Source organism: Cohnella endophytica (assembly GCF_003628305.1).
In the GTDB taxonomy this organism is placed as follows: domain Bacteria; phylum Bacillota; class Bacilli; order Paenibacillales; family Paenibacillaceae; genus Cohnella; species Cohnella endophytica.
This window is the reverse complement of the sequence record NZ_RBZM01000004.1, coordinates 50,760-76,724: the sequence shown is the minus strand read 5'-3', so window position 1 is coordinate 76,724 and position 25,965 is coordinate 50,760. Positions and strand designations below refer to the sequence as shown.

Sequence of the window (25,965 nt, the reverse complement as noted above, 5' to 3'; positions counted from 1 at the left end):
CTAGGATAATTATAGTTTTGATTTGTAAAGCGCCTGTTCGGGTTTCGTTTTCGAATTGTTAAATTTATGTACCCAATTGGCCGACGAGTTTACGAAATTCTTTGGATACTTCGTTCGATGTTTCCAACGCGTCGCGCGAAGCATCGATCAGCTTGGAAGCCGCCTCGCGATTCAATTCGGACGAGCTCCACAACTGGGCGAAAGCATCTTCCGTCTTCTTCACTTGTGTAAATCCCCTGTCCGCGCCTCGCTTCCCTTCGCCGACTAACCGAACGGCGCTCTGGGTGGCTTCCGTCATCGCCTTGATAAGCCCGGTGATCTGACCTGCCGAATGTTTCGTCTGATCTGCCAACATGCGAATTTCCTGGGCGACGACGCCGAACCCTTTGCCATGCTCGCCGGCGCGTGCGGCCTCGATCGTCGCATTCACGGCTAACAGGTTGCATTGATCCGCCAGATCCGCGATAAGCCGGATAATTCCGTCCGCGGCGGACGTCCGTTCCGTTAGCTCGGCGACCGCTTGCTCCTGCTTGCTCGCGTTCGCGGACCATAATTTGAACAATTGCAGCATCCCGTCCAATTCTTCGCGGCCTTCGTCGGTAATTTCCGCGATGCGTTCGCCGCAAGCCAGCGTATCGCTCGTCGCTTCCGATACTTTCTCGACCGACCCCCGAATGTTTCCGATCATCGTCTCGGTGTCCCGGATCGTGCGAATTTGCCGGCTGACGGCTTCGCGTTGCAACAGTCTGCTCAAGTTCAGCAGATCGTTGACGGTCAACACGCCGACGAATTTGCCGTTATCCGTTAAGAGTACGGCATCGTAGAACGTTTCTTCAGCTCGGGACAACGCGCGGTCGATCAATTCATGAGGATCGACCGTCAGCTCCATAATGAGCGGCTTCGCGTCCATCATCGCCGAGATCGGACGATGTCCGAACAACGACATGCCATACAGCGAGCCTAAAAGCCGGAAAAACCGATCTTTCATGATCAACCCGAGCGGGCGATGCCATTCGTCGCAGACAACAACGCATTCGAATTGTTTTTTCCTGCGAAACAAGGTGACAAGATCATCGCTCTGCTGCGAAGGCGTAATGACCGGACAACCTTTCATCCAGTCCCTCACGACGATCGGCTGAAACAGCTCGGTAATCGCGTGTCTAGCGGTTAAGCTGTCAGAGGGGTCGGCATCTGTCGGAATCATCTTGTCGGCGAGCGCGTTCTCTGCTTCGGGTCTAGGAAGAACGGACGGGCTTATCACAAGAAACACCTCTGTTCTGTATAAATGAAGGGAAATATTACCTCACACCTAACCTATCAAAATAGTGTCATCCATTTGTTTGTTTTTCGTTATCGGAATGTAAAGTTTAGGGGCTCCGATATTAAAACGACAAAAAACCTCTCCATAGCCATGGGGAGGCTTTTAAATAGAAGGAGTCGACTGGAATCTATTAGTTACCGTTCAAACACCACTTCAGATTTATATAGGAAGTTCCTTCACTAGACAACCAATTTTCTCCGTTGAATACGGGATCGATGAAGTTGTACGGCAAGTTACCTTTCGTCCATCTACGCGTCGCTTTCTCGTATTTGGCGATTTCGGCTTTCCCGTTTATCGCGTCGTTGCTCACAATGTACAGCTCGCCTGCGGGGGAAGAAATCGGATAAGCGGCATCTGGCGACCGGTTTGCGGTTTTCCATAAGAGCTTGGCGTCCTTATCCAAAATATAATTGTGCATCCCCCGAACTGCCGACTTCACCAAGGTAGGCTTCGGCAATTTCTCGAAGGAATCGACGTTTTCGAGACTCGTTAACTTGCGCTCGTTCAAATGATATAGCTTGTAGGTAACGGAGGAATCCATGATCGGGAAGTTTTCCTTCCTGGCTTCTTCGCGGTACAGATGAAAATACCGAAGCAGCACGCCATTGCTTTCTGGCAACCATCCCGCTATTTCCACATATTCGTCCTTCTTCGGTTCGGCTTTGAGATTGGCGACTTCCTTCCCTCTCCGATCGAAAATCCTTACCCCCTGCGGAGCGATATTCTCGATTTCTTCGGAGTCGATTACGTGTTTCCGATCCTGGTCGAACGTATAATGGATAGCCGAATAATTACTGTCGTCGCTCCATATCCAGACCGGATAGTCGATCATCCCTTCCGGATAAGGCACTTTGGCCACCACTTTCTCGTTCAGGTCCATAAGCCGGAAGTCGGATCCCTGGTACCAGAAGAGCGAGCCATCCGGAGAGGGAATCGTCATGTAAAGCGGCCAACTATGCGGATATTTCTTATGAAAAGCATTCACTTTCCGCGTCTTCATATCGAACGTTTCCATAGTTCCTTCCGAGTATTGATTAAAGACGATGCGATTTTCTTTCGGGCTGAACCAATTTCTCGCGAAAAAACCTTGCTCATTCGGCGCGCTGGGAAAACCCGCGACTAACGTTTCCTTGGCTCCCGATTTAAGATTCAGCTTATCGATGCGATAATTTTGCGTTCCGCCTTCCTCTGATACGTTAGAGTAGACCAACTCGTCCTGGCCGATTAGACCGAATACTTTTAACGCGCTGGAAACTCCGTAAATATTCGTAACCGTCGTATTCGTGATCTCATGAGCGGCTAACGTTGTCTGCGACGCTAAGTCAAAATAACCGATAACTCTGCGCAAGGCGCTGCTTTTATCCGAGTCTTCGCTAACGGAGAATGGGATCGCAAGTTTATCTCCGTCCCGAACGATTTCGTCGGAGCTCATCGTAAAAATCGGATTATAGTTCAGCTTAAACCCGTATTGCATCGGCGTTGCGGCTAGACCGAGCTCCTTGTCCTCTTTTGCCGGCGGCACCGTCTCGGTCCCCGTTTCCGGGTCGAATACAAGCTCGACTTCTCCTAATTTCTTGAACGTATTCCCGCTCCATTCAAACGTCGATTGGAACGCTTTGCCTCGGCTATTATCGTAATACCGGTTCAGGAAAGAAATCGGCGAAGCTTTAGGATAGCGAATAGAATAAGGGCCTTCTGCGGAAGAAGTAAAAATACCGCTTCCGACCGTAGAAATGCCTTCGGGACGTATCGTATACATATTATAAATGTTGCCGTTGCTCGACATATATTGCCCGATCGTGAATTCCGGATAACCATCGTCGTTATAGTCGTCGAACATGAGCTCGAACGTGCCTTTGGGGAACATCAGTGCTTCGTGAAACGTAGGCGCGAGTTCGAGGGATTGAAGCGTATTTCCCCCTGCATCTTTCAGCACCGCCGAGAATTGACCGACGTAAAATTCGCCCATGTACGGGCCGGGATCCTCGTAGTTAACGAGCTTCCCTTCGGTCATGACGATCGACAACGTCTCCTGTTTCCCGTCGCTGTCCCAATCCACGCCTTTCTGAGCGACGGGGATATCGTACAAAAACGGCTGTTCCGCCAATGTCAGTTGTGTCTCCACCGGGTCAGGAGATTTCGCGACTTGCTTCCACACGACTAAAGCGACCACGATCGCGAATACCGCTATAGCGGTACCCATCAAAAACAACTTTATGCGCATACGACACCTGCTCCGTTCTTTGTCCTAAATGATGGGAATTGACCATCTATTAGACGTTTTGATCCAGAAAAAGTTACACAGTTCCCATCCTCCATCCACTAAAAAAACCATCCGGTCCTCCCTATACGGGATGGACCGGATGGTCTCCTCTTACGACTAGCTTATACTTCGTCTACGCTAACCCATGCACCGCGCTCGATCGACAGATCGACTGCCTCGAGAACTTCTTGGCATTTCACGCCGTCGTAGAACGTCGGCGCGAACGGGGAATCCGTGGCGATGTGCTGCATGAATTCGTACACGATATGCACGAAAGCATGCTCGTATCCGATAATATGACCCGTCGGCCACCAGTTGCCGGCGTATTTGTGCGAAGGCTCGGTTGCCATAATGCGGCGGAAACCTGCCAGGTTCGGCTCGTCTTCGCGGAAGTACACTTCGAGCTCGTTCAGCTTCTCGAGGTCCCAACGAATCGAACCTTTGCTGCCGTGAATCTCGAAAGTATTGTGGTTTTTGCGGCCGGCCGCGAACCGGGAAGCGACGAACATGCCCATCGCGCCGTTTTTGAAGTCGGCGAGGAATCCAGTCGCATCATCTACTGTGACTTCGCCTTTTTCCGTCTCGGAGCCCGTACCGGACAATCCGGAGGATCCCGTTAGAACCGGACGTTCTTTCACGAACGTGCGATTATGTCCGACGACGCGATCGAATTCGCCGATCAAGAAGCGGGCAAGATCGATGCTATGAGCATTGATGTCGCCGTGCGCGCCGGAGCCCGCGACTTCTTTCTTCAAGCGCCAGGCGAGCGGCGTGTTCGGATCGACGAGCCAATCCTGCAAATAAGTGGCGCGATAGTGGTGAATCTCCCCTAGACGGCCTTCGTCGATAATTTGCTTCGCTAGCTGTACGGCCGGAAGGAAGCGATAGTTAAAGCAAACCGCGTGTTTGACGCCGGCTTTCTCCGCGGCGGCCAGCATTTCGCGGCCGTCGGCCAGATTCAGCGCCAACGGCTTCTCGCAGAATACGTGTTTGCCGGCGGCGATCGCCGCGAGCGTGATTTCTTTATGCGCGTCGCTCGGAGCGTTGATATCGACGAAATCGATATCTTCGCGCTCGACCATTTTCCGCCAGTCGGTCTCGTAAGACTCCCAGCCGAATTTGTCCGCCGCTTCTTTAACTCCGTTCTCGTCGCGTCCGCAAATCGCCTTCATGACGACATCCGCCGCCGGATCGAAGAACATGCCTACGTCTTTGTACGCATGGCTATGGGCTTTGCCCATGAATTTATAACCGACCATGCCGACATTCAGTTTCTTTTTGTTTACGCCCACCACATTTCACCTGCGCTTTCTTTCAGGATGAGGCCGTTAAGGAAGCTTGCCGCTTTCGTGAATCCTTCGTTCACGCTCATGATGCCGTCTTCGTGCTCGATGCTGATCGTGCCTTCGTAGCCGACGAGACGCAATACGCTGACGAGGTCTTTCCAGAATTCTTCGTCATGTCCGTAACCGACGGTGCGGAACACGAAGGAACGGTTCAAGATGTCGCCGTAATGCTTCGTATCAAGAACGCCATTAAGCGCGATGTTGCGTTTGTCTAATTTCGTATCTTTGGCATGTACGTGGTAAATGGAATCGCCGAGTGCCTTGACGCACTCGATCGGATCCATTCCTTGCCAGAACAAGTGGGACGGGTCGAAGTTGACGCCGATGTTGTCGCCCGCTTCGCGGCGAAGGCGAAGCGCTGTTTCCGTGTTATAGACGAGGAAACCCGGATGGGACTCGATCGCGACGCGAACGCCATGCTTGCGGCAGAACGCGGATTGTTCTTTCCAGTACGGAATGGCGACTTCGTTCCATTGCCATTCGAGGATGGTCAGGAAATCCTCCGGCCAAGGGCAAGTGACCCAGTTCGGATATTTGGAGTTTTCCGAGTCGCCAGGGCAACCCGAAAAAGTAATGACGGTATCTACGCCGAGCTTCGCCGCCAATTGGACGGTCGCTACGAAATCGTCGTGATGCGCTTTCGCAATCGCCGCATCCGGATGGAGAGGATTTCCGTGGCAGCTCAATGCGCTAATCGTTAATCCGCGGGAATCGACGGCATCGCGAATTATGCGAATAGCCGCTTCGTCGTTTACGACGGTTTGCGCGTTCACGTGCGAAGTACCCGGATACGCACCGGTGCCGATTTCAACGGACTGGAGGCCTGCCGCTTTCGCGGTATCGAGCGCTTGCTCAAAAGATTGCTGGCCGAACAAAACGATAAATACTCCTGATTTCACTGTTCCCCACCAAACCTTTCTAATTGTTATCAAAAGTTAGTGCTGCAGATGTACGCGCGTTCATCGTTGTCCCACAACTAGTTTACATGAAACCGCATGCACCTTTCCACCCTAAAATCAAAAGAGGCGACCGAGTCTCCTGCCAAGGAGACTCGTCTACTCCACTGTATTCCGGGAATGTTTCAAGTCTACTTGAGTTCCTCGCCGAAAACACTTACCTATTTAGTTCTTTTTGTATGATGATTTGGAGTCGACTCCGTCGCCTTATCCGAAGCTAATCGCTTGTCCTTTGTTCGCCGACTCGTATACGGCTTCCAAAATTTCTTGAACGACCAATGCTTGCTTCGCCGTAACGACCGGCTCGCGATCGTGTAGGATCGAGTCGATCCAAGCCCGCGCTTCTTGCTCCGCCGCGTCATCTGGCAGCGGATTACCTCCGAAATCTCCGGACATCTGGATTTCCTGCGTATACAAGCGGCCGTGTTCTTCGCCGTTGATGCGCAAGCCCTTCTTCATATCCGCGCCGGCATTTGTTCCGCTCAAGGTTACTTTCGCTTCGTCCACATCTAGCGTATTCAGCGCCCAACTGGACTCCAGCCATACCGTTGCCCCGTTTTTCATCGTGATCATCGCGAACGCGGAATCTTCGACCGTGAACTTGGAAGGTTCCCAAGGTCCCCACAGATTCGCTTGGCTTCCTTGCTCGGCAAGCTTGCGGTAGGTCGTTCCGAGCACGGTTTTCGGCTCGTAGTTATCCATCATCCAGAGTGCCAAGTCTAACGCATGGGTACCGATATCGATAAGCGGACCTCCGCCCTGCTTCTCCTGATCAAGGAACACGCCCCAAGTCGGAACCGCTCTGCGGCGCACCGCATGGGCTTTAGCCACGTAAATCTCGCCGAGCTTGCCATCGCGGCAAGCTTGATGCAACCAACGGCTATCCGCGCGGTAACGGTTCTGGTACGCGATGCTCAGCTTCTTGCCTGTCCGTTCGGACGTCTCTAGCATCCGTCGCGCATCGGCTGCCGTTCTAGCCATCGGCTTCTCGCATAGAACGTGTTTCCCGTGTTCCAAAGCCGCAATCGAGATTTCCGCGTGCGTGTCGTTCGGCGTACAGACGTGCACGACATGTACGTCGTTATCTCTTAACAACTCGTATACATCATGGTAAACCCTGGCATCGTGCGTACCGAATTTGTTCTTCGCTTCATGGGCCCGATCCGGAGCCACGTCGAAGAAGGCAACCACTTGCGCTTCCGGGATTTTGGCGAGCGATGGAAGATGTTTCCCCATCGCGATGCCGCCGCATCCGATCATCCCTACGTTAACTTTTGTCAAAACGCTTGTCCTCCTTGATACTTTGCAGGATTCAAATTACAATTAGTTTATCATACTTTGGTAGAATTCCCATCCGCTCAGGTGCGAGTATTTTATGTGATTTTGTCATAGAAAGGGCTGACCCCGTGCAAGCCATCAGAGAAACGATCGAATACGAGAACCCGTTGCTGTCTCTGAAAATCTGGCAGACAACGCGCAATGATTCCGGTTCCGTGACTTGGCATTATCATCCCGAGTGCGAGCTCATGCTCGTCCAGCAAGGGAGTTTCTGCGTCGATCTTAGCGACGAAACGTTTGATATGAAGACTGGAGACGTCGTCATATTGGGCAACTCTCAGCTTCATCGCGATAGGAATCTCGGCGGAACGCTCGATTATATCGTGCTTCAGTTCGATCTGAACACTTATTTCGATCAGAGCACGATCCCCTATTTGCAATATTTTAATGAAACCAAGGTGCCATTGAGCGCCATGAATTATATTTTTCGCGAGAATGCCGTCGCACGCAATGAAATGGCCGATTGTATCCGTCAAATCCACCAAGAAGCTTTGTGCAAAGAAAGCGGTTACGAGCTAGCGGTTAACATGTTGATCAAGAAACTTCTGCTCATCTTGATTCGCAACGACACCCGCGGATTGCTCGCCGACCAAGACCGGGTGGAACGTATTCGACTGAAGCCGGTGCTCGATTTCGTAGAATCCCGCATCGACGATCGAATCTCGGTGGAGGACGCTTGCCGCCTCGCCAATATGAGCTATTATTATTTCGTCAAATTTTTCAAGAAAACGATGAGTCTCAGCTTCACGGAATACGTCAACTTCCGAAAAATCAAACGAGCCGAGCAGCTTCTGCTTACCCGCGACATGAGCGTCAGCGAGGTCGGCGACCAGATCGGCATGGCGAACATGGCCCACTTCTACAAAATGTTCAAACGCTTCAACGGCTGTTCCCCGAAAGAGTTCCAACGCAAGATGCTCGCTTGGGGACGAAGCTAAGCTAGATCGATAAAGGCAATACGGATGCGAAGCACGCGCCGCCTTTTCCGGAGATAACCGGATCGGGCGGTTTTTTATTTAATAAATAACGATGCGAAAAGGTGGAATCGCTAATGGTAAAAGGGCAACTGTTTACAGCGGAACTGAAGCGCGCTTACGAAGATTGGCTATCGAAGATGATCGTAACGAGCACCGGAGAAAGGAAAAGAAGATTGCTCAACGCTAACAACCATGCAGAGAAAATGTTCATTCAACAAGTTTGGTGGCCGGCAATAGGTCGCTTCGACAACCTCCATGCGGAGTTCGAGGTGAAGGATTTCAAAGACGGATCGCGCTATTTGGACTTCGCATATATCGCGGAAGGATACAAAATCTGTTTCGAAGTCGATGGATACGGCCCGCACTGGCGCGACATTGACCGAAAGCAGTTCGCCGATCATTTAATTCGACAAAACCATCTCGTAGTAGACGGTTGGATCGTCCTTCGATTCGCCTACGACGACATCATCGAACGCCCTCGTCTCGGACAACAATTGATTCAGCAGCTCTTCGGGAAAATCGGGGCATCCGTGCAAAATCAAGCTGTGCCTTTGTCTCCGACCGAGATGTCCATCATGCGAATCGCGGCTTCCCTATCGACAAACCTGACTCCCAAGCACGTTGCCGAGAAACTTCACTTGCACCGCAGCACGGCCGTGCGCCACTTGCGAGCTCTCGTGAAGAAGCAGTTGCTGTTCGCAACCCGGTCGGATGTTAAACGAGTGTGCGGTTATACCATCAACAAAGCTAGGCTACCCCATTTGCTGAATTGAACCGACAAAGGGGCGGAGGATGGTTGGTTTGAGCTCTCATTGCTGCATTCTACGACATTGAGGGCGGAAGTTGGTTGGATTGAGCTCTCATTGCTGCATTCTGCAACAATGAGGGCGGAGGTTGGTTGGTTTGAACTCTCATTGCTGCATTTTGCGACAATGAGGGCGGAGGTTAGTTGGTTTGAGCTCTCATTGCTGCATTTTGCGACAATGAGGGCGGAGGTTAGTTGGTTTGAGCTCTCATTGCTGAATTCTGCGACAATGAGGGCGGAGGTTGATTGGTTTGAGCTCTCATTGCTGCATTCTGCGACAATGAGAGCGGAGGTTGGTTGATTTGAGCTCTCATTGGTGCAATTTGCGACAATGAGGGCGGAGGTTGGGTGGTTTGAGCTCTCATTGCTGCATTCTGCGACAATGAGGGCGGAGGTTGGGTGGTTTGAGCTCTCATTGCTGTATTTTGCGACAATGAGGGTTGAGGTTGGTTGGTTTGAACTCTCATTGGTGCATTTTGCGACAATGAGCAGGAGGGCTGGTTGGTTTGAGCTCTCATTGCTGCATTCTGCGACAATGAGGGCGGAGGTTGGTTGGTTTGAGCTCTCATTGCTGCATTTTGTGACAATGAGAGCGGAGGTTGGTTGGTTTGAGCTCTCAATGCTGCATTCTGCAACAATAAGGGCGGAGGTTGGTTGGTTTGAACTCTCATTGCTGCATTTTGCGACAATGAGGGCGGAGGTTAGTTGGTTTGAGCTCTCATTGCTGCATTTTGCGACAATGAGGGCGGAGGTTAGTTGGTTTGAGCTCTCATTGCTGAATTCTGCGACAATGAGGGCGGAGGTTGATTGGTTTGAGCTCTCATTGCTGCATTCTGCGACATTGAGGGCGGCGAACCATCACGCCCAACTCCCCTCCACCCGTAACCGCAAAACAACCTCGCCCGAGCCTAACGGCTTGACGAGGTTGTTTTGCGGTTGATAAATAGCTTATAACCAACTCCGCGGATCGAGTCGATCTGTACGCTCTGTTGGTTAAGCTCCAGCTTCTTGCGCAGCGAGCTCACGTGCACGTCTACCGTACGCTGCCCGCCGATATAATCGAATCCCCATACGACGTTCATGAGATCGTCGCGCGTAATGACGATGCCCGGTCTTTCCGCCAAATACAGCAGAACCTCGAACTCCTTCGGTCGCAACGTGATCCACTGACCGTTCGAGAATACCTCGTATTTGTCCGGGAATATTTGCAGGTCCCCGATCGAGATGACCTTGTCCCCTCCGCTCGCAACGGATGGCTTGCTCTCTTCGTTGCGAGAGCGCCGCAGCACCGCGGAAGTACGCGCAAGCAGCTCGGCGACTCCGAACGGCTTCGTAATGTAGTCGTCGGCGCCAAGCTTAAGTCCTTGCACCACTTCTTCCTCCGCGTTCCTCGCGGTAAGGATGATGACCGGCGTCTTGACGCCGTTCTGGCGCAGCTTCTGGAGCACCTCGAACCCATTCATTCCGGGTAACATCAAATCTAGAAAAATAATGGCATATTGCTCATGGATCGCCTTATGAAGTCCTTCCGCGCCATTCCCTACGACTTCCGTTTCGTAACCCTCTTGAGAAAGATTATAGGTTACCAAACGTGCAAGTGTCGGTTCGTCTTCGATAATCAATACTTTGTCCGACATGCGCCCCTCCGGTCCAGCAGAAAGTCCTGCCAATTTGGCTCTTCTTGTTAGTTTTATCATACCAATGTAAAGGCGACATCATGCAAATGTTATCTCAGCGTAAAATAGGCGTATAACCGTCCTATTAAGGTTGAATCAGGGGCAATTCCAGAATAAATCGGGAGCCGACCCCGACCGTGCTTTCGATCCGGATCGTGCCATGATGGAGCTCGGTTAGATGCTTGACGATCGATAATCCTAACCCCGTGCCCCCCGAGCTGCGGGATCTGGCCTTGTCCACTCTGTAAAACCGTTCGAAAATCCGCGGAATATCTTTTTTCGGAATGCCGATTCCGGTATCGGACACCGTAATCCGTACCAGCTCTTCCTCGGTGTCTTCATCGACGACAATCTCGGCGAGAACTTTCACCTTGCCGCCTTCGGGCGTATAGTTTATGCCGTTCTGCAACAGATTCATGACGATCTGCCCCAATCTATCCTCGTCCGCTTCCAAGAAAAGACCTTCCTCGGACTGAACGTCGAGGGTAATGCTTTTCCTGGCGGCGTCCGCGGACAATAATTCCTTCATGCGGCCCAGGAACATCGGCAAGTCGATCGGCGAGAACTGCAACGGCGAACGGCGCGACTCGATTTTCGACAGCTCCAAAATATCGCCGATCAGGCGATTCAATCTGTCGCTTTCGTCTTGGATGATCGTGAGGAACGATCTCGCGGTCTCGGGATCGTTCACCGCTCCGGCAAGCAGCGTCTCGGCAAAGCCTTTGACGGCAGCCACCGGCGTCTTCAACTCGTGGGAAACGTTAGCTACGAACTCGCTCCGCATCCGCTCGAGCCGGCGGATCGCCGACACGTCCTGCAGGACTAGCAACAGCCCCGACTCTTCTTCTCCGCTCATCGTCATCGGAACGAGATGGATTTCAAGCAGTCGCTCTTCCGGATAATACACCGTTAATTCCTCGTGAATCGGCGAGTGACTTTCCAGTCCTTCCCGGATTATACCGACCAATTCGTAATGCTGACGGATTTCCGAAAAGCTTCTGCCGACTCTTTCCTTTACCGATCCGCCGAGCAATAGTTCTGCCTGACGATTATATAGCGTAATCCGGCCATCGTGCGCGACCATGACGACGCCGCTCGTCATATTGTCCAGTACATCCTGCAGTCGAACGCCGTTACGGCGAATTTCATCCACTTGACCTTGCAAGCTGCCCGCCATCGCGTTTAGCGCGCGCGCAAGCTCGCTCATCTCGTCCCGGCCGCTTTCCGGTACGCGAATTGCGTAATCCATGTTCGCCATCCGCTTCGCCGCAGAAGTCATGCGCTCTAGCGGACGAGTCACGCTAAGCGCTACGCGATAGCTGACGATTCCGGCGACCACGAATAGCATGCACAGGCCGAAGATCAAAGCCAGCCACATGTTATTCAAACTTCGTTCTATGTCCCCTAGACTCATCGACAAACGAATGATGCCTTCTTTCGGACCGCCGTTAGCTCCGCCGACCGTTATCGCCACGTACATCATTCTTTCTTTTAACGTGTCGCTCAGCCGAACGCTGCTTCCGGTGCCTTCGTTCATCGCCTGCCGAACTTCCTTGCGGGTCAAATGGTTGTCCATCGTCTCCGGCTCGTGATCGGAATCGCCCAGCACCTTTCCGTCCAGACGAATATAAGTGACGCGCATTCCCGCGATTTCCTTAAACCGCTTCGCTTGCTCCTGGAAATACGCGCCCTGCTCCGCCTCATCCTTAGATTCCGGCCATGGCGCGGCCGCGTTCAGCACGTGCAGCTCGCGGATCATGTGGTCGCGAAGAGCATCCTGATGGTTTTTCTGGTAAGAGTTGCCCATTAGCAAACCCGCGGCCAATACGGAGAAGCCGATTAGAAGGACGAACAATGCGGTCAATTTCAAACGAAATTTTGTCATGGACGGATACTGGCTCCTTAAACGTTGCGATTATGCGAAAACGGGATCCTTGAACTGGGCTAGTTTCGCTTTGGAATCTTTGTCTACGTCGGCGTGCAGGCTATTGCCATGCGAGTCCATCGTTACGATCGCGGCGAAACCTTCGACCTGCAGATGCCACATCGCTTCCGGTATGCCGAATTCCATGAAGTCGACGCCGTTCACGTTCTTAATGCATTCCGCGTAATACTGCGCCGCGCCGCCGACCGCGTTCATATAGACGCCTCCGTGCTCCTGCAGAGCCGCCAACGTTTTCGGTCCCATGCCGCCTTTGCCGATGACCGCGCGCAATCCGAATTTCTTCATGATGTCGCCTTGGTAAGGCTCCTCGCGGATGCTCGTCGTCGGGCCTGCCGCCTTCACGTGCCAACCCTCGTCATCCTTCAGCATGACCGGTCCGCAATGATAGATGACTCCTCCGTTCAAGTCGATCGGCGCGTCATGGTCCATCAAATGCTTGTGCAACGCATCCCGTCCCGTATGCATCTCGCCGTTCAAGATGACGACGTCGCCCACTCTTAAGCCGCGCACGTCTTCTTCGGATAGCGGCATTTGCAGAACGACTTCGCGCGCCTTCTCGGGAGCGGATTCCTCATTGTCGCCTGCAACCGTCTCCGAGACTGCGGCCGTTTCCGACATCGATACCGCGGATCCGCCTTCGTACACCCAGCTCTTGATCTCGTGGGTATTGCCGTCCAGCACGACCCCTTGGCGACGGTAAGCCCAGCAGTTGTAAGCTACCGAAACGAAGAAGCTGGCCGGCAAGCGATTGTTCACGCCGACTTTGCAGCCGAGCAACGTCACGTTGCCTCCGAAGCCCATCGTTCCGATGCCCAATTGGTTGGCTTTATCTAAAATATATTCTTCAAGCTTGGCCAGCTCCGGAATCGGGTTAACGTCTTCCACTTTACGGAACAATTGCTGCTTCGCCAATTCGTAACCCGTCGTCCGGTCGCCTCCGATTCCGACGCCGATGAAGCCTGCGCTGCAGCCTTGGCCTTGCGCTTGATAGACCGCGTGAAGCACGCATTTGCGGATTCCGTCGAGGTCGCGACCCGCTTTGCCGAGTCCTTCGATTTCGCAAGGCAGGCTATATTGAATGTTTTTATTTTCGCAGCCGCCGCCCTTAAGAATGAGACGAACGTCTACTTCGTCGCGTTCCCATTGTTCGAAGTGGATGACGGGAGTACCCGGTCCGAGGTTGTCCCCCGTGTTGGCTCCGGTCAACGAATCTACCGAGTTCGTGCGCAGCTTGCCGTCCTTGGTCGCCTTGGCGATCGCGTTCTTGATTTCCTGCTTCATGACGATCTGATTGGCGCCAACCGGAGTATGCACGACGAAGGTCGGCATACCGGTATCCTGGCAGATCGGAGAGACGTTACATTCCGCCATCTCGATGTTCTGGGCGATCGTAGACAAGGACAAGCCGGCGCGAGTCGCGCGGTCTTCCGCTTCCCGGGCCGCGGATATCGCACGGCGAACGTCCGCCGGAAGGTTAGTGGAGGTTTCCACGATAAGTTGATACATGCTTTGTTCGAAAATTGAAGCCATGAGTGCTGGTTCCCCTCTCTGTTCGATGATGCTTATACATTATATAATAGCATACAGACATGCGGAGGGAGAAAAGGAGTCGAGTTGATGGCAAATCATTTTTTGGCGTATTTATATCGATTGCAAAATATCGAACGGTGGAGCCTCATGCGAAGCTCGACCCCGGAGAACGTTGCCGAGCACTCCTACCATGTAGCGCTTATCGCCCATTCTCTAGGCAGTATTGCGCGGGAAATATTCCGACGCGACATTGATCCGGGCGAAGTCGTGACTTATGCGCTATTCCACGATGCGACGGAAGTGTTTACCGGGGATATTCCAACGCCCGTCAAGCATCACAATCCTCGCATTCTGGCTAATTTCCGGGAGATCGAAGATTTGGCTGCCGAGCGATTGCTTGCGGCCGTTCCGTCCGAATTGCAAGAGAGCTACCGTCCGCTGCTGGCGCGCAAACCCGCCGATCCGGAGCTCGACAAGCTGTTGAAAGCTGCCGACTTACTGGACGCTTACTTAAAATGCACGAGCGAGTTGTCCGCCGGAAACCGCGAATTCGCGACCGCGCGCAAACAAAGCGAAGAGAGGCTGCGCAAGCTAGCCATGCCCGAAGTCGAATGGTTCTTAACCCATCTGGCGCCTTCATTCGAGAAAACGCTGGACGAGTTGACGGAAACCGAACAAGGAGACGATGAAGCGTGAATCTGCGAATATTCAAAGCATTATGGGGAATGGAACATCTGCCGCTTGAAACGCAATTCAGAATGATCGCCGAGGCCGGATACGCGGGGATCGAGGCGGGCCTTCCCGATCCGACGACGGAAGAACGGTTTAGAGCGCTTCTGAAGGAATACGGATTGGGATATACCTCCATGGTTTTCACCGGCGGCGACCACGAACAATCTTTTAAGAGCCAAGTCGAGCGCGCGGCAACCTTCTCGCCCGTTCTCATTAACGCGCATAGCGCCAAAGACGATATGCCTTACGAGCAGCAGCTTGATTTCTATCGTTTCGCCGTCGACGTCGAACGCGACCTCGGCATCCCGATCGCTCACGAAACCCACAGAGGCCGCGCGATGTTCACGCCTTGGGCGACGGAGCAACTGCTTAAGGACGTGCCGGGACTCAACCTATGCGCAGACTTCAGCCATTGGTGCACCGTCTGCGAATCTTTGCTCGAGAATCAGGCCGAGCGGATGAAGCTCGCGACCGCGAGATCGATACATATCCATTCGCGCGTCGGTTATGCCGAAGGACCGCAAGTCAATCATCCCGGCGCTCCCGAGCATGCCGCCGCTCTAGCCGCGCACGCCGATTGGTGGCGCGACATCGCCCGCAACCGGCGCGATCAGGGCGCGGAGCAGCTTATCTTCGTGCCGGAATTCGGACCTCCGGGATATCTCCAGACGTTGCCGTTCACGAACCAGCCGGTCTCCGACTTATGGGAAGTTTGTTTGTGGATGAAGGATTATATCGAACGTAACTGGAACGATTGGCTAAATTAGTAGATGCCGTATAACGACAAAGGCTAAGCAACCGGATGAACATTTATCCGGTTGCCTAGCCTTTTATTTTACTTCGATAGCGAACGCATAGCTCGAAGAGCCTTCGGACACGCTTCTATCCGTATCTCTTAACCATTTCGCGTCTATGCCGTAGTAATACTTTCCCGGTTCGCTAGGCGCTAGGAAACCTTTTTTCCCATCCAACTCTACCTGAGTGACCGAACTTTCTTCGAACCTTGATACGCTCGTCTCCGTCGGCTGTTTCGAATCGAATCGGAATACGATCTCTTGGCCTGCCGCCACTTGATCCAGTGATACATCCTTAAGCATACCGAATGGGCTGGCATAATCCGCGCAGACGCTCTGGGTAGATTGTTCCGTCTTCTTGGCAGTCCAGCAGTACGAGCTCTGATACACCGTTATAGCTTGTTCCCCCGCGTATACGACCGGCAACGGAGGCTTATCTCCCAGTTCCTGCCCGTCATCCGTGGCCGGAACCTTTACCTTCAGCGAGTTTTCATCGCCGTTTTGGGTGACTTCAACGAACCAAGCTTTAGCTTCGGTATCGTATTCGACCGATTTCACCACGGGCACTTCATATCCCGAGACCCGTGAATCTTGCAAAGCGATACGAACCGCTTCCGCTTCTTTCCGCTTAGCCCCCGTCGGCTCCGTAGTCGTAAGCACCTCTACGCTAGACGCCGCGCCTTGCCCGGGATAGCTTGCTTCTATTCCTCCATCCGACACAACGTCCACGCGATCTCCAATTACGATATCGCTCGGAGCTTTCGAGAACCAGATCGCCTCGTAATAATGGCTCGCTCCGTCGCTCGCGCTGAAGTCGCGCTCCGTAGCATTCACGACCAGAATCCGGTCTCCCTTTTGCTTGACCACGTATCCGACAAATCCGACCGCGGCGGATACCGCATTAGGGTCCTGCTCTCCCGCTTGCTTATCCGTTTTCTCCGGCTTCTGACCGCAAGCCGCGAGCATCGACGCGACAACGACCATAACGACGAACATCCTCAACGAACGCACGCGCAACCCTCCCCTTCATATCATTTACAGACGAGGATAAGTTTAGGAATGTTGCTTCCAATATTCCGCCGGACGATTAACGGTATCCAGCACTTCCGCGGGATCGAACAAGTCCTTCAACGTTTTCGGTTGTTGAATAAGCGCAATCCCGTCCATATGGCGACGATCCATCGTATAGGCACCGTCGATGACTTTCGTATAAGAAGTCGGGCCTACGGCCGAGATTACCCGATAGCCGCTCGCTACCAGAAAGTTAAACTTCGGACTTCCGTATTCGACCCTTGCCCCATGCGGGTAGAAAAACAAAGCCGTTGCTCCGACCAACGGTTCCACCTCGTCCTTCCACTCCTCGGTATCTTTTTTCAACCGGTCCAGGCTTACTTTACTCAGATTGATATGCCCATAGCTATGCGAACCGAACGTCCAACCGGTTTCCTTCAATCTCTCAATGATAGGACGGACTTCGGTCTTTTCGGTTTCGCGATCCGGCGAGTCCCTCTGAGTCCGATAACCGAGAATACCCTGAAAGCCCGTTAACGCGATTACGCCCTTGGCCCCATTTAAAGAAAAATCGGGATGAGCCTCCACGAACCGGTCGAGTAACGGAATCACGTCATTATCCCTGGATACGACCTCAATCCCTTCCGGGGTCACGGAATAAGTCGCGGCGTCGCCGTCGGCATCCAGCACGAGCTTAAAGGCATTTCCGTTCTTGATCATATAATCGTAATAGTTCAGGTCGTCTATCGAGATGACGAGCGGCTTCTTGCCTTTAGGCAGCATCAACGTTTTCTTGGCGATCTTCGTCCCCGAGCCGCTCGTTTGTTCCTCGTATACGTCTTCCAGGTGCACAAGAATGAAATCGTCGGCATAAAGAGCATCCATCATCTTATTGAATTCGGGAATCGTCGTAAACCATTCGTTATAACCATCCGATAAAGAGTCTTTGTCGAAAGCGAGCTGCGGATAAACGATCAACGGGTGAAAAAAGATATGCTCGACGACTCCGTCGTACGGAACGAGCTCGGAGGTTTCCGATGGCTCGGGTTCCCGGCTTGAAGGCGCGGAAGGCGTCGATTGCGGCTCCGGGCTCGCGGCGGGAGATAGCGGGGAAGCAGGCTGCGATGAAGGCTCGGCTTTTGCATCCGAAGATACGGCCTTATCCGCGGAAGAGGTTAGCACGCTGCAGCCCGATGCGACGGTTAAACTCATAACAAAGAATAGTAAGATCGTCATCCGTACTCGAATAGGAATCACCGACTTTTCCAAAAGATACCTATTTGACGAGGGACGCGGGAACAAAGTTCAGCCGTAACGTAAAAAAGGACCCCGAAGGGTCCTTACGCTAGAGCTTTCTGCCCATTGTTGATTTGCCGAACGACTCTGAACTGCCCATACCCGGCTACAAGAATGAGTACGGCCAATACCGTAAACATAGTCTCCCCGTTCGCGACGCTGAACAGATAACCTCCGAGAATCGGTCCAAGCCCGCGCGACAACATCTGGCTCGTGCCATATACGGAGAAGTAGAAGCCGCGTTGTTCGGCCGGTGCCATCAAGGAAACGGCTTTCTGGATATGCGGACCGAAGATCATCTCCCCGATCGTAAAAATAAACTCGGAGACGAAGAGAGCGATGACGATCTTCGAATAACCGTAACCGAGAGAAACTAGAGCGAACAGCAGGTAGGAAAATCCGATAACGATATAAGATGCCATCGATTCCGTGCGCTTCGCGATCCAGATTTGCAGCGCGATAACCATAACGCCGTTAAACGTGAGGATAGCGGCTAGCAACGTGCGGTAATTAAGGAAATTCGTCTGCAAGTGCAGCGGAAACGTCGATTCCACTTGCGCGTACAAGAGCCCGACCGGCAAACTAAGCAGCGTAATAAGCAACAGGGACTTATGAAGAGCCCACGTAAACTTCGGATTGGTACGCGACAGGGCTGAAGCCGAGCTTGCTGCTCCCGTCTTCAACGGAGCCGTTTCCGGTAACTTGAACCATACTAGTAAACCGTAAGCGACGAAGGAAAGCGCGGATAGAAGGAACACGGCAGACGGGTTCCAACTGAACATCAGCAACCCCAGCACGGGTCCGACCGCCGCTCCGACGTTAAACGCGGTATGCATTAATGCGAAGACCTCGGCTCTCTTCTCCTCCGTCACTAGATCCGTAATCTGCGCGTTGGCTGCCGGCATGTATAAAGCGAAACCGATTCCGTTCACGATGGAAATAAGCGCATAATGCCATACTTCATTCGCGAACACATAACCGACCATGCAGAGCATTTGAAGGGCTAACGCGATTATGATCAGCGGCTTGCGACCGAAACGGTCGCTCCAACCGCCCCCGAACCAGCTAACGAACAGACCGCATAACGGTTGCAAGCCAACGATGATCATCGGCAGGATAACCGAGCCTTCGAGCTTATCGTACAAATACAGCACCAGGAATGGACGGATCATGAATCCGGTAATCGTCGTTAACGCAGCGCCTAGCACGCGAATCCATATCCCGCCGTCATAACGCCCTATGAAGTTGGAAAACCAATTTTTCATTCGTTATAAGTTCCTATCTTTAAGATCGAATTATGGGTTTCAAAATTATAGCACAACGAATTTGAACATAATTAAGCAAAAAACCCGCTCGCATCGTTCGCGAACGGGTTAGCCGCCTCTGCTCTTTATCGCTTTTTACACTTTGAAAGTCGGATGCGCCATCAACCAGATGATGACCAAGAACAACACGAAGAGGATCGCGCTGAGCGTCTGAACGCGGGAAATGTCCGAGCTAGCGCTCTCCGATTTCACTGCAGCGGCGGCAATCCGTTTCAGTGGCGCTTGAATAATGCCGGATAACGCACCGATCACGATGAACAGGACGATCGTTCCGACCATCCAACCGACAGTGTACTTAGCGCCGCCATCCGCGTTGGAAATCAAGTATCCGCCCGTCAACAATTGGAGAACCAGCGCATACTGGCCGATTCTTCCGGACGAAATCAGACCGCTCGCCAGTCCTTCTTGCGCGGCTCCCGACAGCTGCTTGAATTTGCCTACGACAAAAGGCATAATTGCATAAATTCCCATACCTACCGCACCTAAAATGTGCAAAAAGATCATAACAGAATACATGCGTCATTACCTCCAATAGTCAAAACTGAGACAACCCTAGTATACACAAATTTTGGCACGAACAAAACATCCGCGAGCAATCCACAACAAACCTTCACGATATAGCAAAATAATGACAATGGATAACCTGACAACGTTGATGCTCGATTCGTCGATAAAAAAGGGAGCCCGGGGGCCCCCTTTGCCGTAATGTCCGATTCGTTCAAGTTAGCTTAAGCGTTCTCAACGATCTTGATAACATTACGTACGGAGTCGGCGGATTTCTCAAGCGCCGCCTTCTCTTCGTCGGTCAGCTCGATTTCGAAAATCTTCTCGATGCCGTCGCCGCCCAGAACGGCCAAGACGCCCATAAACAGGTCGTTGTAGCCATACTCGCCTTGAAGCAACGCGATAATCGGAAGAATGCGTTTTTTGTCTTTCAAAATCGCTTCCGTCATTTGCACGAGGGATGCGGCCGGAGCGAAGTACGCGCTGCCGTTGCCCAGAAGGTTTACGATTTCTCCGCCGCCGACGCGAGTGCGGGCCACGATTGCATCGATCTGCTCTTTCGGAAGCAGCTTCTCGACGGGGATGCCGCCGATCGTCGTGTAACGTACGAGAGGCACCATGTCATCGCCGTGTCCGCCGAGAACGACTCCGCGCACGTCTTCGACGGATACGTTCAACGCTTCCGCGAGGAAGGTGTTGTAACGAGCCGTGTCGAGTACGCCGGATTGGCCGATCACGCGGTTTTTCGGGAAGCCCAGCGCTTTGTTAGCCACGTAAGTCATCGCGTCGACCGGGTTGGAGAGAATGATAACGTAAGCGTTCGGGCTAGTCGCTTTGACGTTCTCGCACACGGATCTTACGATTCCAGCGTTCGTGTTCACGAGATCGTCGCGGCTCATGCCCGGCTTGCGCGCGATACCCGCCGTAATAATGACGACATCGGAGTTCGCGGAATCATCGTAGTTGGAAGTGCCGACGATTTTGGAGTCGATGCCTTGTACAGGCGTCGATTCCATCATGTCCAACGCCTTGCCCTTCGTTGGGTTTTCCAATTGCGGGATGTCGAGCAATACGACGTCTCCGAGTTCTTTCTGAGCCAGCATAAGCGCCGTCGTAGCCCCAGTGAATCCCGCGCCTACGACCGTAATTTTCGCACGTTTGATTGCCACTTCATATCTCCTCCTTTGATCTATGTCAGACGCATTTCGCGCCCGGACAGGCATGCTTTATGACTCCACTTCGCATCCTCGTAGGCCAACTCGTTCCACGCTTCCCCTACTGTTTCACTGTATTAATAGCTAAAGAGCAATTATTCCCCGAAAAAGCGCCCTTCAGCACGTTCCCCGACAAATGAATTGCTCTTCCGCAACGACTTCCTATACGCACTTAATTCTTTCCATGAGTGCGTGAAACGCAGCTCATGCCCGAGCACGCAGTAGCTCGGCTATTTGTTCTTAATCGTGCCCTCTAAACAGGCGAGACGCATAAGCGGCAAGCCCCAGTTCGTGCGCACGCAGTGAGCGACAGAATTTCCGGAAAGGGAGTCGCCAGCAACAGCGAGCGGTTCCCTTCAACCGGAAATTCAGCGCCTCCCACCGCTAGCCCCGCTCGGACCGCTCGTCGGGAACTCCACGCTCGAAAGCGGGTGTCCAGAGGGCGCGGCCCTTTGGGGTCCCCCTTGGAAAGGGGGAGTTAGGGGGATTGATCCTCCCCTATCAGGGGACAAAGGGATTAAAAATTCTTAATGATTTCGTCTGCGAAAGCAGAACATTTAACTTCGGTAGCGCCTTCCATCAGGCGAGCGAAGTCGTAAGTCACGACTTTGCTGTTAATGGATTTTTCCAAGCCTTTGTAGATCAGCTCGGCAGCTTCCAACCAGCCCAGATGCTCGAGCATCATAACGCCGGACAGGATAACGGAACCCGGGTTCACGACGTCTTTATCGGCATACTTAGGCGCAGTACCGTGAGTCGCCTCGAAGATCGCGTGTCCAGTCAAGTAGTTGATGTTGGCGCCCGGAGCGATACCGATACCGCCGACTTGAGCAGCCAAAGCATCGGACAGGTAGTCGCCGTTCAGGTTCAACGTAGCGATAACGTCGAAGTCAGTTGGACGAGTCAGTACTTGTTGAAGCGCGATGTCGGCGATTGCGTCTTTGATGAGAATTCTGCCGGCGTCAAGAGCGGCTTTCTGGGAAGCGTTAGCGGCTTCTTCGCCTTGCTCCGCTTTTACGCGGTCGTATTCGGACCAAGTGTATACTTTGTCGCCGAATTCTTGCTCGGCTACTTCGTAACCCCAGTTTTTGAACGCGCCTTCGGTATATTTCATGATGTTGCCTTTATGAACGAGCGTAACGGATTTGCGGCCGTGTTTGATCGCGTATTCGATCGCGGCGCGAACGAGACGTTTGGATCCGTCTTCGGAAACCGGTTTGATGCCGATACCGGAAGTTTCCGGGAAGCGGATTTTGTTAACGCCCATTTCGTTTTGCAGGAACTCAAGCACCTTCTTCACTTGCTCCGTGCCGGCTTGATACTCGATACCTGCATAGATATCTTCCGTATTTTCGCGGAAAATAACCATGTCAACGAGCTCTGGACGTTTAACCGGAGAAGGTACGCCATCGAAGTAACGAACCGGACGCAAGCAAACGTAGAGGTCGAGCTCTTGACGAAGGGCTACGTTCAGGGAACGGATACCGCCGCCGATCGGAGTCGTCAAAGGTCCTTTGATCGCGATGATCATCTCGCGGATCGCCGTAAGCGTGTCCGCAGGAAGCCATTCGCCGTAAGTATTAAATGCTTTCTCGCCGGCGAACACTTCGTACCAAGCGATTTGTTTTTCGCCGTTATAGGCTTTTTCCACCGCAGCGTCAAGAACGCGTTTGGAAGCTTTCCAAATATCGCGGCCAGTGCCGTCGCCCTCGATGAATGGGATGATCGGATTGTTAGGAACGTTTAATACACCATTGTCTACCGTGATTTTCTCGCCGGAAGTCGGCGCAGCGAATTTTTCGAGTTTCATAAATTGCTTCTCCTCCTGGATAATCGTATATTTTCGCAAAGAACCGGCGTCTTGTCCCCCCCGAATCGGGCTGGAAGACAAGCCGCCGGCAACAACTTTAGATTTTAGCGTTGAGCGATCGGCACGTAATGCTGATCGACCGGTCCGACGTATTCCGCGCGAGGACGGATCAGACGGTTGTCCTGGTATTGTTCCAGGATATGCGCCGACCAACCGGATACGCGGCTGATCGCGAAAATCGGCGTGAACAAGTCGCGCGGGATTCCGAGCATCGTATAGCAAGATGCGGAGTAGAAGTCCACGTTCGGTTTCAAGCCTTTTTGACCCGTTATGAGATCCTCGATCTTGATGGACATTTCGTACAAAGTCATGTCGCCTTTCAACTCGCCGAGTTGACGGGACATTTGCATGAGATGCTTAGCTCGCGGATCGCCGTTCTTGTAGACGCGATGACCGAAGCCCATAACCTTCTCTTTGTTATTGAGCTTGTTCTGGATGTACGGCTCCACGTTAGCCAGCGTTCCGATCTCGTCAAGCATGACCATTACCGCTTCGTTGGCGCCGCCGTGCAGCGGGCCTTTGAGGGCGCCGATCGCGGACGTGACGCCGGAATAAATATCCGACAGCGTAGCTACCGTGACTCGCGCCGCGAACGTCGAGGCATTCAACTCGTGGTCGGCGTGCAATACGAGAGCTTTGTCCATCGCTTCGATTGCGACTTCCGCAGGCTCTTCGCTGGTAAGCATATACAAGAAGTTATGGGCGATGCTTAAGCCCTTCTTCGGAGCTACGGGCTCTTTACCTTCGCGAATGCGCGCGAACGCCGCAACGACGGTAGGCAATTGAGCTTGCAGCTTAACCGCTTTGCGATAATTCGCTTCCGTGCTCATATCGTTTGCTTCGCTATCGTAAAGAGCGAGGCTGGATATGGCCGTCCGAAGCGCGGCCATGGAATTGGCGCCTTTCGGATATAAGCGCAACCCGTCGATTACTTGCGACGGTATCGATGCGTATTCGCCGAATTGGGCGATCAGAGCGTCAAGCTCGGATTGCGTCGGCAACTTGCCGTGCCACAATAAATAAGCGACTTCTTCGAAAGAAGCTTTTTCAGCCAATTCATCGATGTTAATTCCTTGGTACGTTAGGACGCCGTCAATGATGGAGCTAATCGACGATTTCGCCGCAACGATTCCTTCAAGGCCTTTGGTTGCCGTCATATTTTCTCTCTCCTTTAACCAGAAAATTCGGATCGCTCGGCTTGTCTCAGCAAACGGCCGATTGACGCCTAGATCAGTCTGCGAGGGAGCAAGAAGCACTCTTGACTCAATAATGAACGCAAACCTGAAATAACTTCACATTTTCCGACCTTTTTTAATGATAATCGATTTTTACGGGGAATGGAACCGATTGGGGAATAAAAATGCTTTATCGGTACCATAACAATTCGTTCTTGAATTTCTGAAACGTTGGATTTCGTCATCGTTAATCATGCGCTTAAACTTCGTAATTATTCGATCGATTCGTAGTATGATACAATGGTTCAAAGCATTCGCGTGGTGGAGGATAACCTATGCATACGCCATTAAATCAAATTACCGGCATTATCGATATCGGTTCGAATACGGTTCGTCTTTCCGTATATCAATTATACGGCAACGGAGCATACCGCGTAGTGGACCAGGGCCGTTGGCCCGCCCGTCTCAGTCAGCGCATGGATTCCAAGGGGGCATTGTCCGATGCCGCCGTAGAGGAGCTGGCGGAGGTGCTCCGGCACTTCTCCAGGATCAGCGAGAAGCACGGAGCGAGCAGCATCCGCGCCGTCGCCACGGCAGCGATTCGCCAAGCCGTTAACCGCGATTCGATTATCGATCGGTTGCAGGCCTCTACGGGACTCTCGATCGAAATTTTGTCCGGCGAAGACGAAGCTCGCATCGGCAGCAGAGCCATGTTGAACAGTCTGAGCTTGACGGACGGATTCGTCGTCGATATCGGCGGCGGAAGCACCGAAATCAGCCTCATCCGAAACCGGAGCATCGTGTCCGCCGTTTCTTTCCCGATCGGCTGCGTCAACGTTTCCGGTAAATACGGTTTGGGAGAAGGTCCCGTATCGACCGCCGTTCTGGCGGAAATACAGACGGAAGCACGCCGGATGCTCGCCGGCGAGGCATGGATATCGAAGCATGCCGGCCTGCCGCTCGTCGGACTTGGGGGAACGGTCCGAGCCCTCGCCAAGCTTCATCAGCGGCAATCGAACTATCCGTTCCCCTATTTGCACGGGTACGAGCTGAATCATTCCGATCTTACGACGACCCTAAGCAGCTTAGCGGCGATCGACGTTGACCGCAGACGGAAGTTGCCGGGCTTGTCCAAGGATCGCGGGGATGTCATCGTTCCGGGATTGGCGATCCTGCTCTCCGTGATGCAAGTCACCCAAGCTTCGAAACTCGTCACATGCGGCGCAGGACTTCGCGACGGCCTTTTCTACGAAACTTGTCTGCCTCATCATCATTCGGACGCCGAGGATTACGTACTCGAAGAAAGCATTCGCAACTTAAGCGCGCTATATCCCGTCGTTCCGGCCGAACACGTCCAACAAGTGCGCAAATTAGCCGTTACTTTATACGACCAACTCGCGGCCGGGGCGAATATGCCCGCTTACTCGCGTCGTCTATTGGACATCGCGGCCCGTTTGTTCCGCATCGGATCCGTCATCGATTTCAACGACAGCGCGGACCACACGTTCTACATGCTTCTGCATACGCATTGGAACGGACTGTCCCACCGGGAGATGCTCATCTCCGCGGCCATCGCTTCCTATCGCGGAGCGAACCCGTTAAGACGCAAGCTGGCGCCTTACCGCTCCATGCTGAAGGACGGCGATATCGATGCGATCGCTCGGTTGGGCTCGCTGCTGCAGCTTGCCGCGGCGCTGGACAGGAGCGAATCCCAAGCCATCGAGACGCTTGAACTATCCGTGCGCAACAACAAATTGCGCCTGCTGGCCCATGCGACCCATCCGCTGCCCGTCGAACAGATGGAAGTCGAGAACAACTCCAAGGAAATCAAAAAAAATTGGGGAATCACCCCCGAACTTCAAGTTCGGGTCCGGTAATTCCCCAGCT

20 protein-coding genes are annotated in these 25,965 nt (G+C 52.9%); 5 read left to right on the top strand and 15 right to left on the bottom strand.

Translation table 11 applies throughout. The features are described from left to right. Positions 1-64 precede the first annotated feature (64 nt). The 5 genes from D7Z26_RS07005 to D7Z26_RS06985 form a co-directional block, all read right to left on the bottom strand. Positions 65-1,261, bottom strand: a complete 1,197-nt coding sequence (locus D7Z26_RS07005; RefSeq protein ID WP_120975357.1) for a methyl-accepting chemotaxis protein — start codon at positions 1,259-1,261, stop codon at positions 65-67. Positions 1,262-1,451: 190 nt separating this feature from the next. Then, entirely contained in the window at positions 1,452-3,545 is a 2,094-nt protein-coding gene (locus D7Z26_RS07000) for a hypothetical protein (protein WP_120975356.1), read from the bottom strand. Between the two features lie 161 nt (positions 3,546-3,706). Next, a complete protein-coding gene (locus D7Z26_RS06995) occupies positions 3,707-4,843 on the bottom strand; it encodes a Gfo/Idh/MocA family protein (protein WP_120976472.1) in 1,137 nt (378 codons plus the stop codon). Positions 4,844-4,866: 23 nt separating this feature from the next. Continuing rightward, positions 4,867-5,829, bottom strand: coding sequence for a sugar phosphate isomerase/epimerase family protein (locus D7Z26_RS06990; protein ID WP_120975355.1), 963 nt, complete (start codon positions 5,827-5,829; stop codon positions 4,867-4,869). Between the two features lie 264 nt (positions 5,830-6,093). Beyond that, positions 6,094-7,167, bottom strand: a complete 1,074-nt coding sequence (locus D7Z26_RS06985; RefSeq protein ID WP_199731676.1) for a Gfo/Idh/MocA family protein — start codon at positions 7,165-7,167, stop codon at positions 6,094-6,096. A 125-nt stretch (positions 7,168-7,292) separates the two neighbouring features. Between D7Z26_RS06985 and D7Z26_RS06980 the strand changes: the two genes are divergently transcribed. Both D7Z26_RS06980 and D7Z26_RS06975 read left to right on the top strand, forming a co-directional pair. Next, positions 7,293-8,162 (top strand): helix-turn-helix domain-containing protein, encoded by an 870-nt coding sequence (locus tag D7Z26_RS06980; protein WP_120975354.1) that lies wholly within the window; start codon positions 7,293-7,295, stop codon positions 8,160-8,162. Positions 8,163-8,275: 113 nt separating this feature from the next. Further along, a complete protein-coding gene (locus D7Z26_RS06975) occupies positions 8,276-8,974 on the top strand; it encodes a helix-turn-helix domain-containing protein (protein WP_120975353.1) in 699 nt (232 codons plus the stop codon). A gap of 940 nt (positions 8,975-9,914) precedes the next feature. Here D7Z26_RS06975 and D7Z26_RS06960 read toward each other — a convergent pair. From D7Z26_RS06960 to D7Z26_RS06950, 3 genes are all read right to left on the bottom strand, one after another. Then, positions 9,915-10,643: a response regulator transcription factor gene (locus D7Z26_RS06960; RefSeq protein ID WP_120975350.1), complete on the bottom strand. Its 729-nt coding sequence runs from the start codon at positions 10,641-10,643 to the stop codon at positions 9,915-9,917. A gap of 124 nt (positions 10,644-10,767) precedes the next feature. Further along, the gene (gene pnpS, locus D7Z26_RS06955; protein WP_120975349.1) at positions 10,768-12,567 is read right to left on the bottom strand and encodes a two-component system histidine kinase PnpS; all 1,800 of its coding nucleotides are present in this window, start codon (positions 12,565-12,567) and stop codon (positions 10,768-10,770) included. Positions 12,568-12,597: 30 nt separating this feature from the next. Then, entirely contained in the window at positions 12,598-14,157 is a 1,560-nt protein-coding gene (locus D7Z26_RS06950) for a fumarate hydratase (protein WP_120975348.1), read from the bottom strand. Between the two features lie 87 nt (positions 14,158-14,244). Here D7Z26_RS06950 and yfbR point away from each other — a divergent pair, with 87 nt between their 5' ends. Continuing rightward, on the top strand, positions 14,245-14,853 hold the full coding sequence (gene yfbR / locus D7Z26_RS06945; protein ID WP_120975347.1) for a 5'-deoxynucleotidase: 609 nt from the start codon (positions 14,245-14,247) through the stop codon (positions 14,851-14,853). Continuing rightward, complete coding sequence (locus tag D7Z26_RS06940; protein WP_120975346.1) at positions 14,850-15,656, top strand: sugar phosphate isomerase/epimerase family protein; 807 nt, start codon at positions 14,850-14,852, stop codon at positions 15,654-15,656. Before yfbR ends, D7Z26_RS06940 begins: the two co-directional genes overlap by 4 nt. A 63-nt stretch (positions 15,657-15,719) precedes the next feature. Here the strand turns inward: D7Z26_RS06940 and D7Z26_RS06935 are convergent, their stop codons facing one another. From D7Z26_RS06935 to citZ, 7 genes are all read right to left on the bottom strand, one after another. Next, entirely contained in the window at positions 15,720-16,694 is a 975-nt protein-coding gene (locus D7Z26_RS06935) for a DUF3221 domain-containing protein (protein ID WP_120975345.1), read from the bottom strand. Between the two features lie 42 nt (positions 16,695-16,736). Continuing rightward, the gene (locus tag D7Z26_RS06930; protein WP_120975344.1) at positions 16,737-17,930 is read right to left on the bottom strand and encodes a polysaccharide deacetylase family protein; all 1,194 of its coding nucleotides are present in this window, start codon (positions 17,928-17,930) and stop codon (positions 16,737-16,739) included. Between the two features lie 104 nt (positions 17,931-18,034). Next, positions 18,035-19,255, bottom strand: a complete 1,221-nt coding sequence (locus tag D7Z26_RS06925; RefSeq protein ID WP_120975343.1) for an MDR family MFS transporter — start codon at positions 19,253-19,255, stop codon at positions 18,035-18,037. Positions 19,256-19,390: 135 nt separating this feature from the next. Continuing rightward, entirely contained in the window at positions 19,391-19,819 is a 429-nt protein-coding gene (locus tag D7Z26_RS06920) for a DUF2269 family protein (RefSeq protein ID WP_267900994.1), read from the bottom strand. A 224-nt stretch (positions 19,820-20,043) separates the two neighbouring features. Further along, entirely contained in the window at positions 20,044-20,988 is a 945-nt protein-coding gene (gene mdh, locus D7Z26_RS06915) for a malate dehydrogenase (protein WP_120975341.1), read from the bottom strand. Positions 20,989-21,550: 562 nt separating this feature from the next. Then, positions 21,551-22,843 carry an NADP-dependent isocitrate dehydrogenase gene (gene icd / locus D7Z26_RS06910; protein ID WP_120975340.1) on the bottom strand — a complete coding sequence of 431 codons (1,293 nt, stop codon included), beginning with the start codon at positions 22,841-22,843 and terminating at the stop codon, positions 21,551-21,553. Positions 22,844-22,947: 104 nt separating this feature from the next. Beyond that, positions 22,948-24,060 (bottom strand): citrate synthase, encoded by a 1,113-nt coding sequence (citZ, locus tag D7Z26_RS06905; RefSeq protein WP_120975339.1) that lies wholly within the window; start codon positions 24,058-24,060, stop codon positions 22,948-22,950. 353 nt (positions 24,061-24,413) lie between these two features. Between citZ and D7Z26_RS06900 the strand changes: the two genes are divergently transcribed. Continuing rightward, the gene (locus D7Z26_RS06900) at positions 24,414-25,955 is read left to right on the top strand and encodes a Ppx/GppA phosphatase family protein (protein ID WP_120975338.1); all 1,542 of its coding nucleotides are present in this window, start codon (positions 24,414-24,416) and stop codon (positions 25,953-25,955) included. Positions 25,956-25,965: the final 10 nt, after the last annotated feature.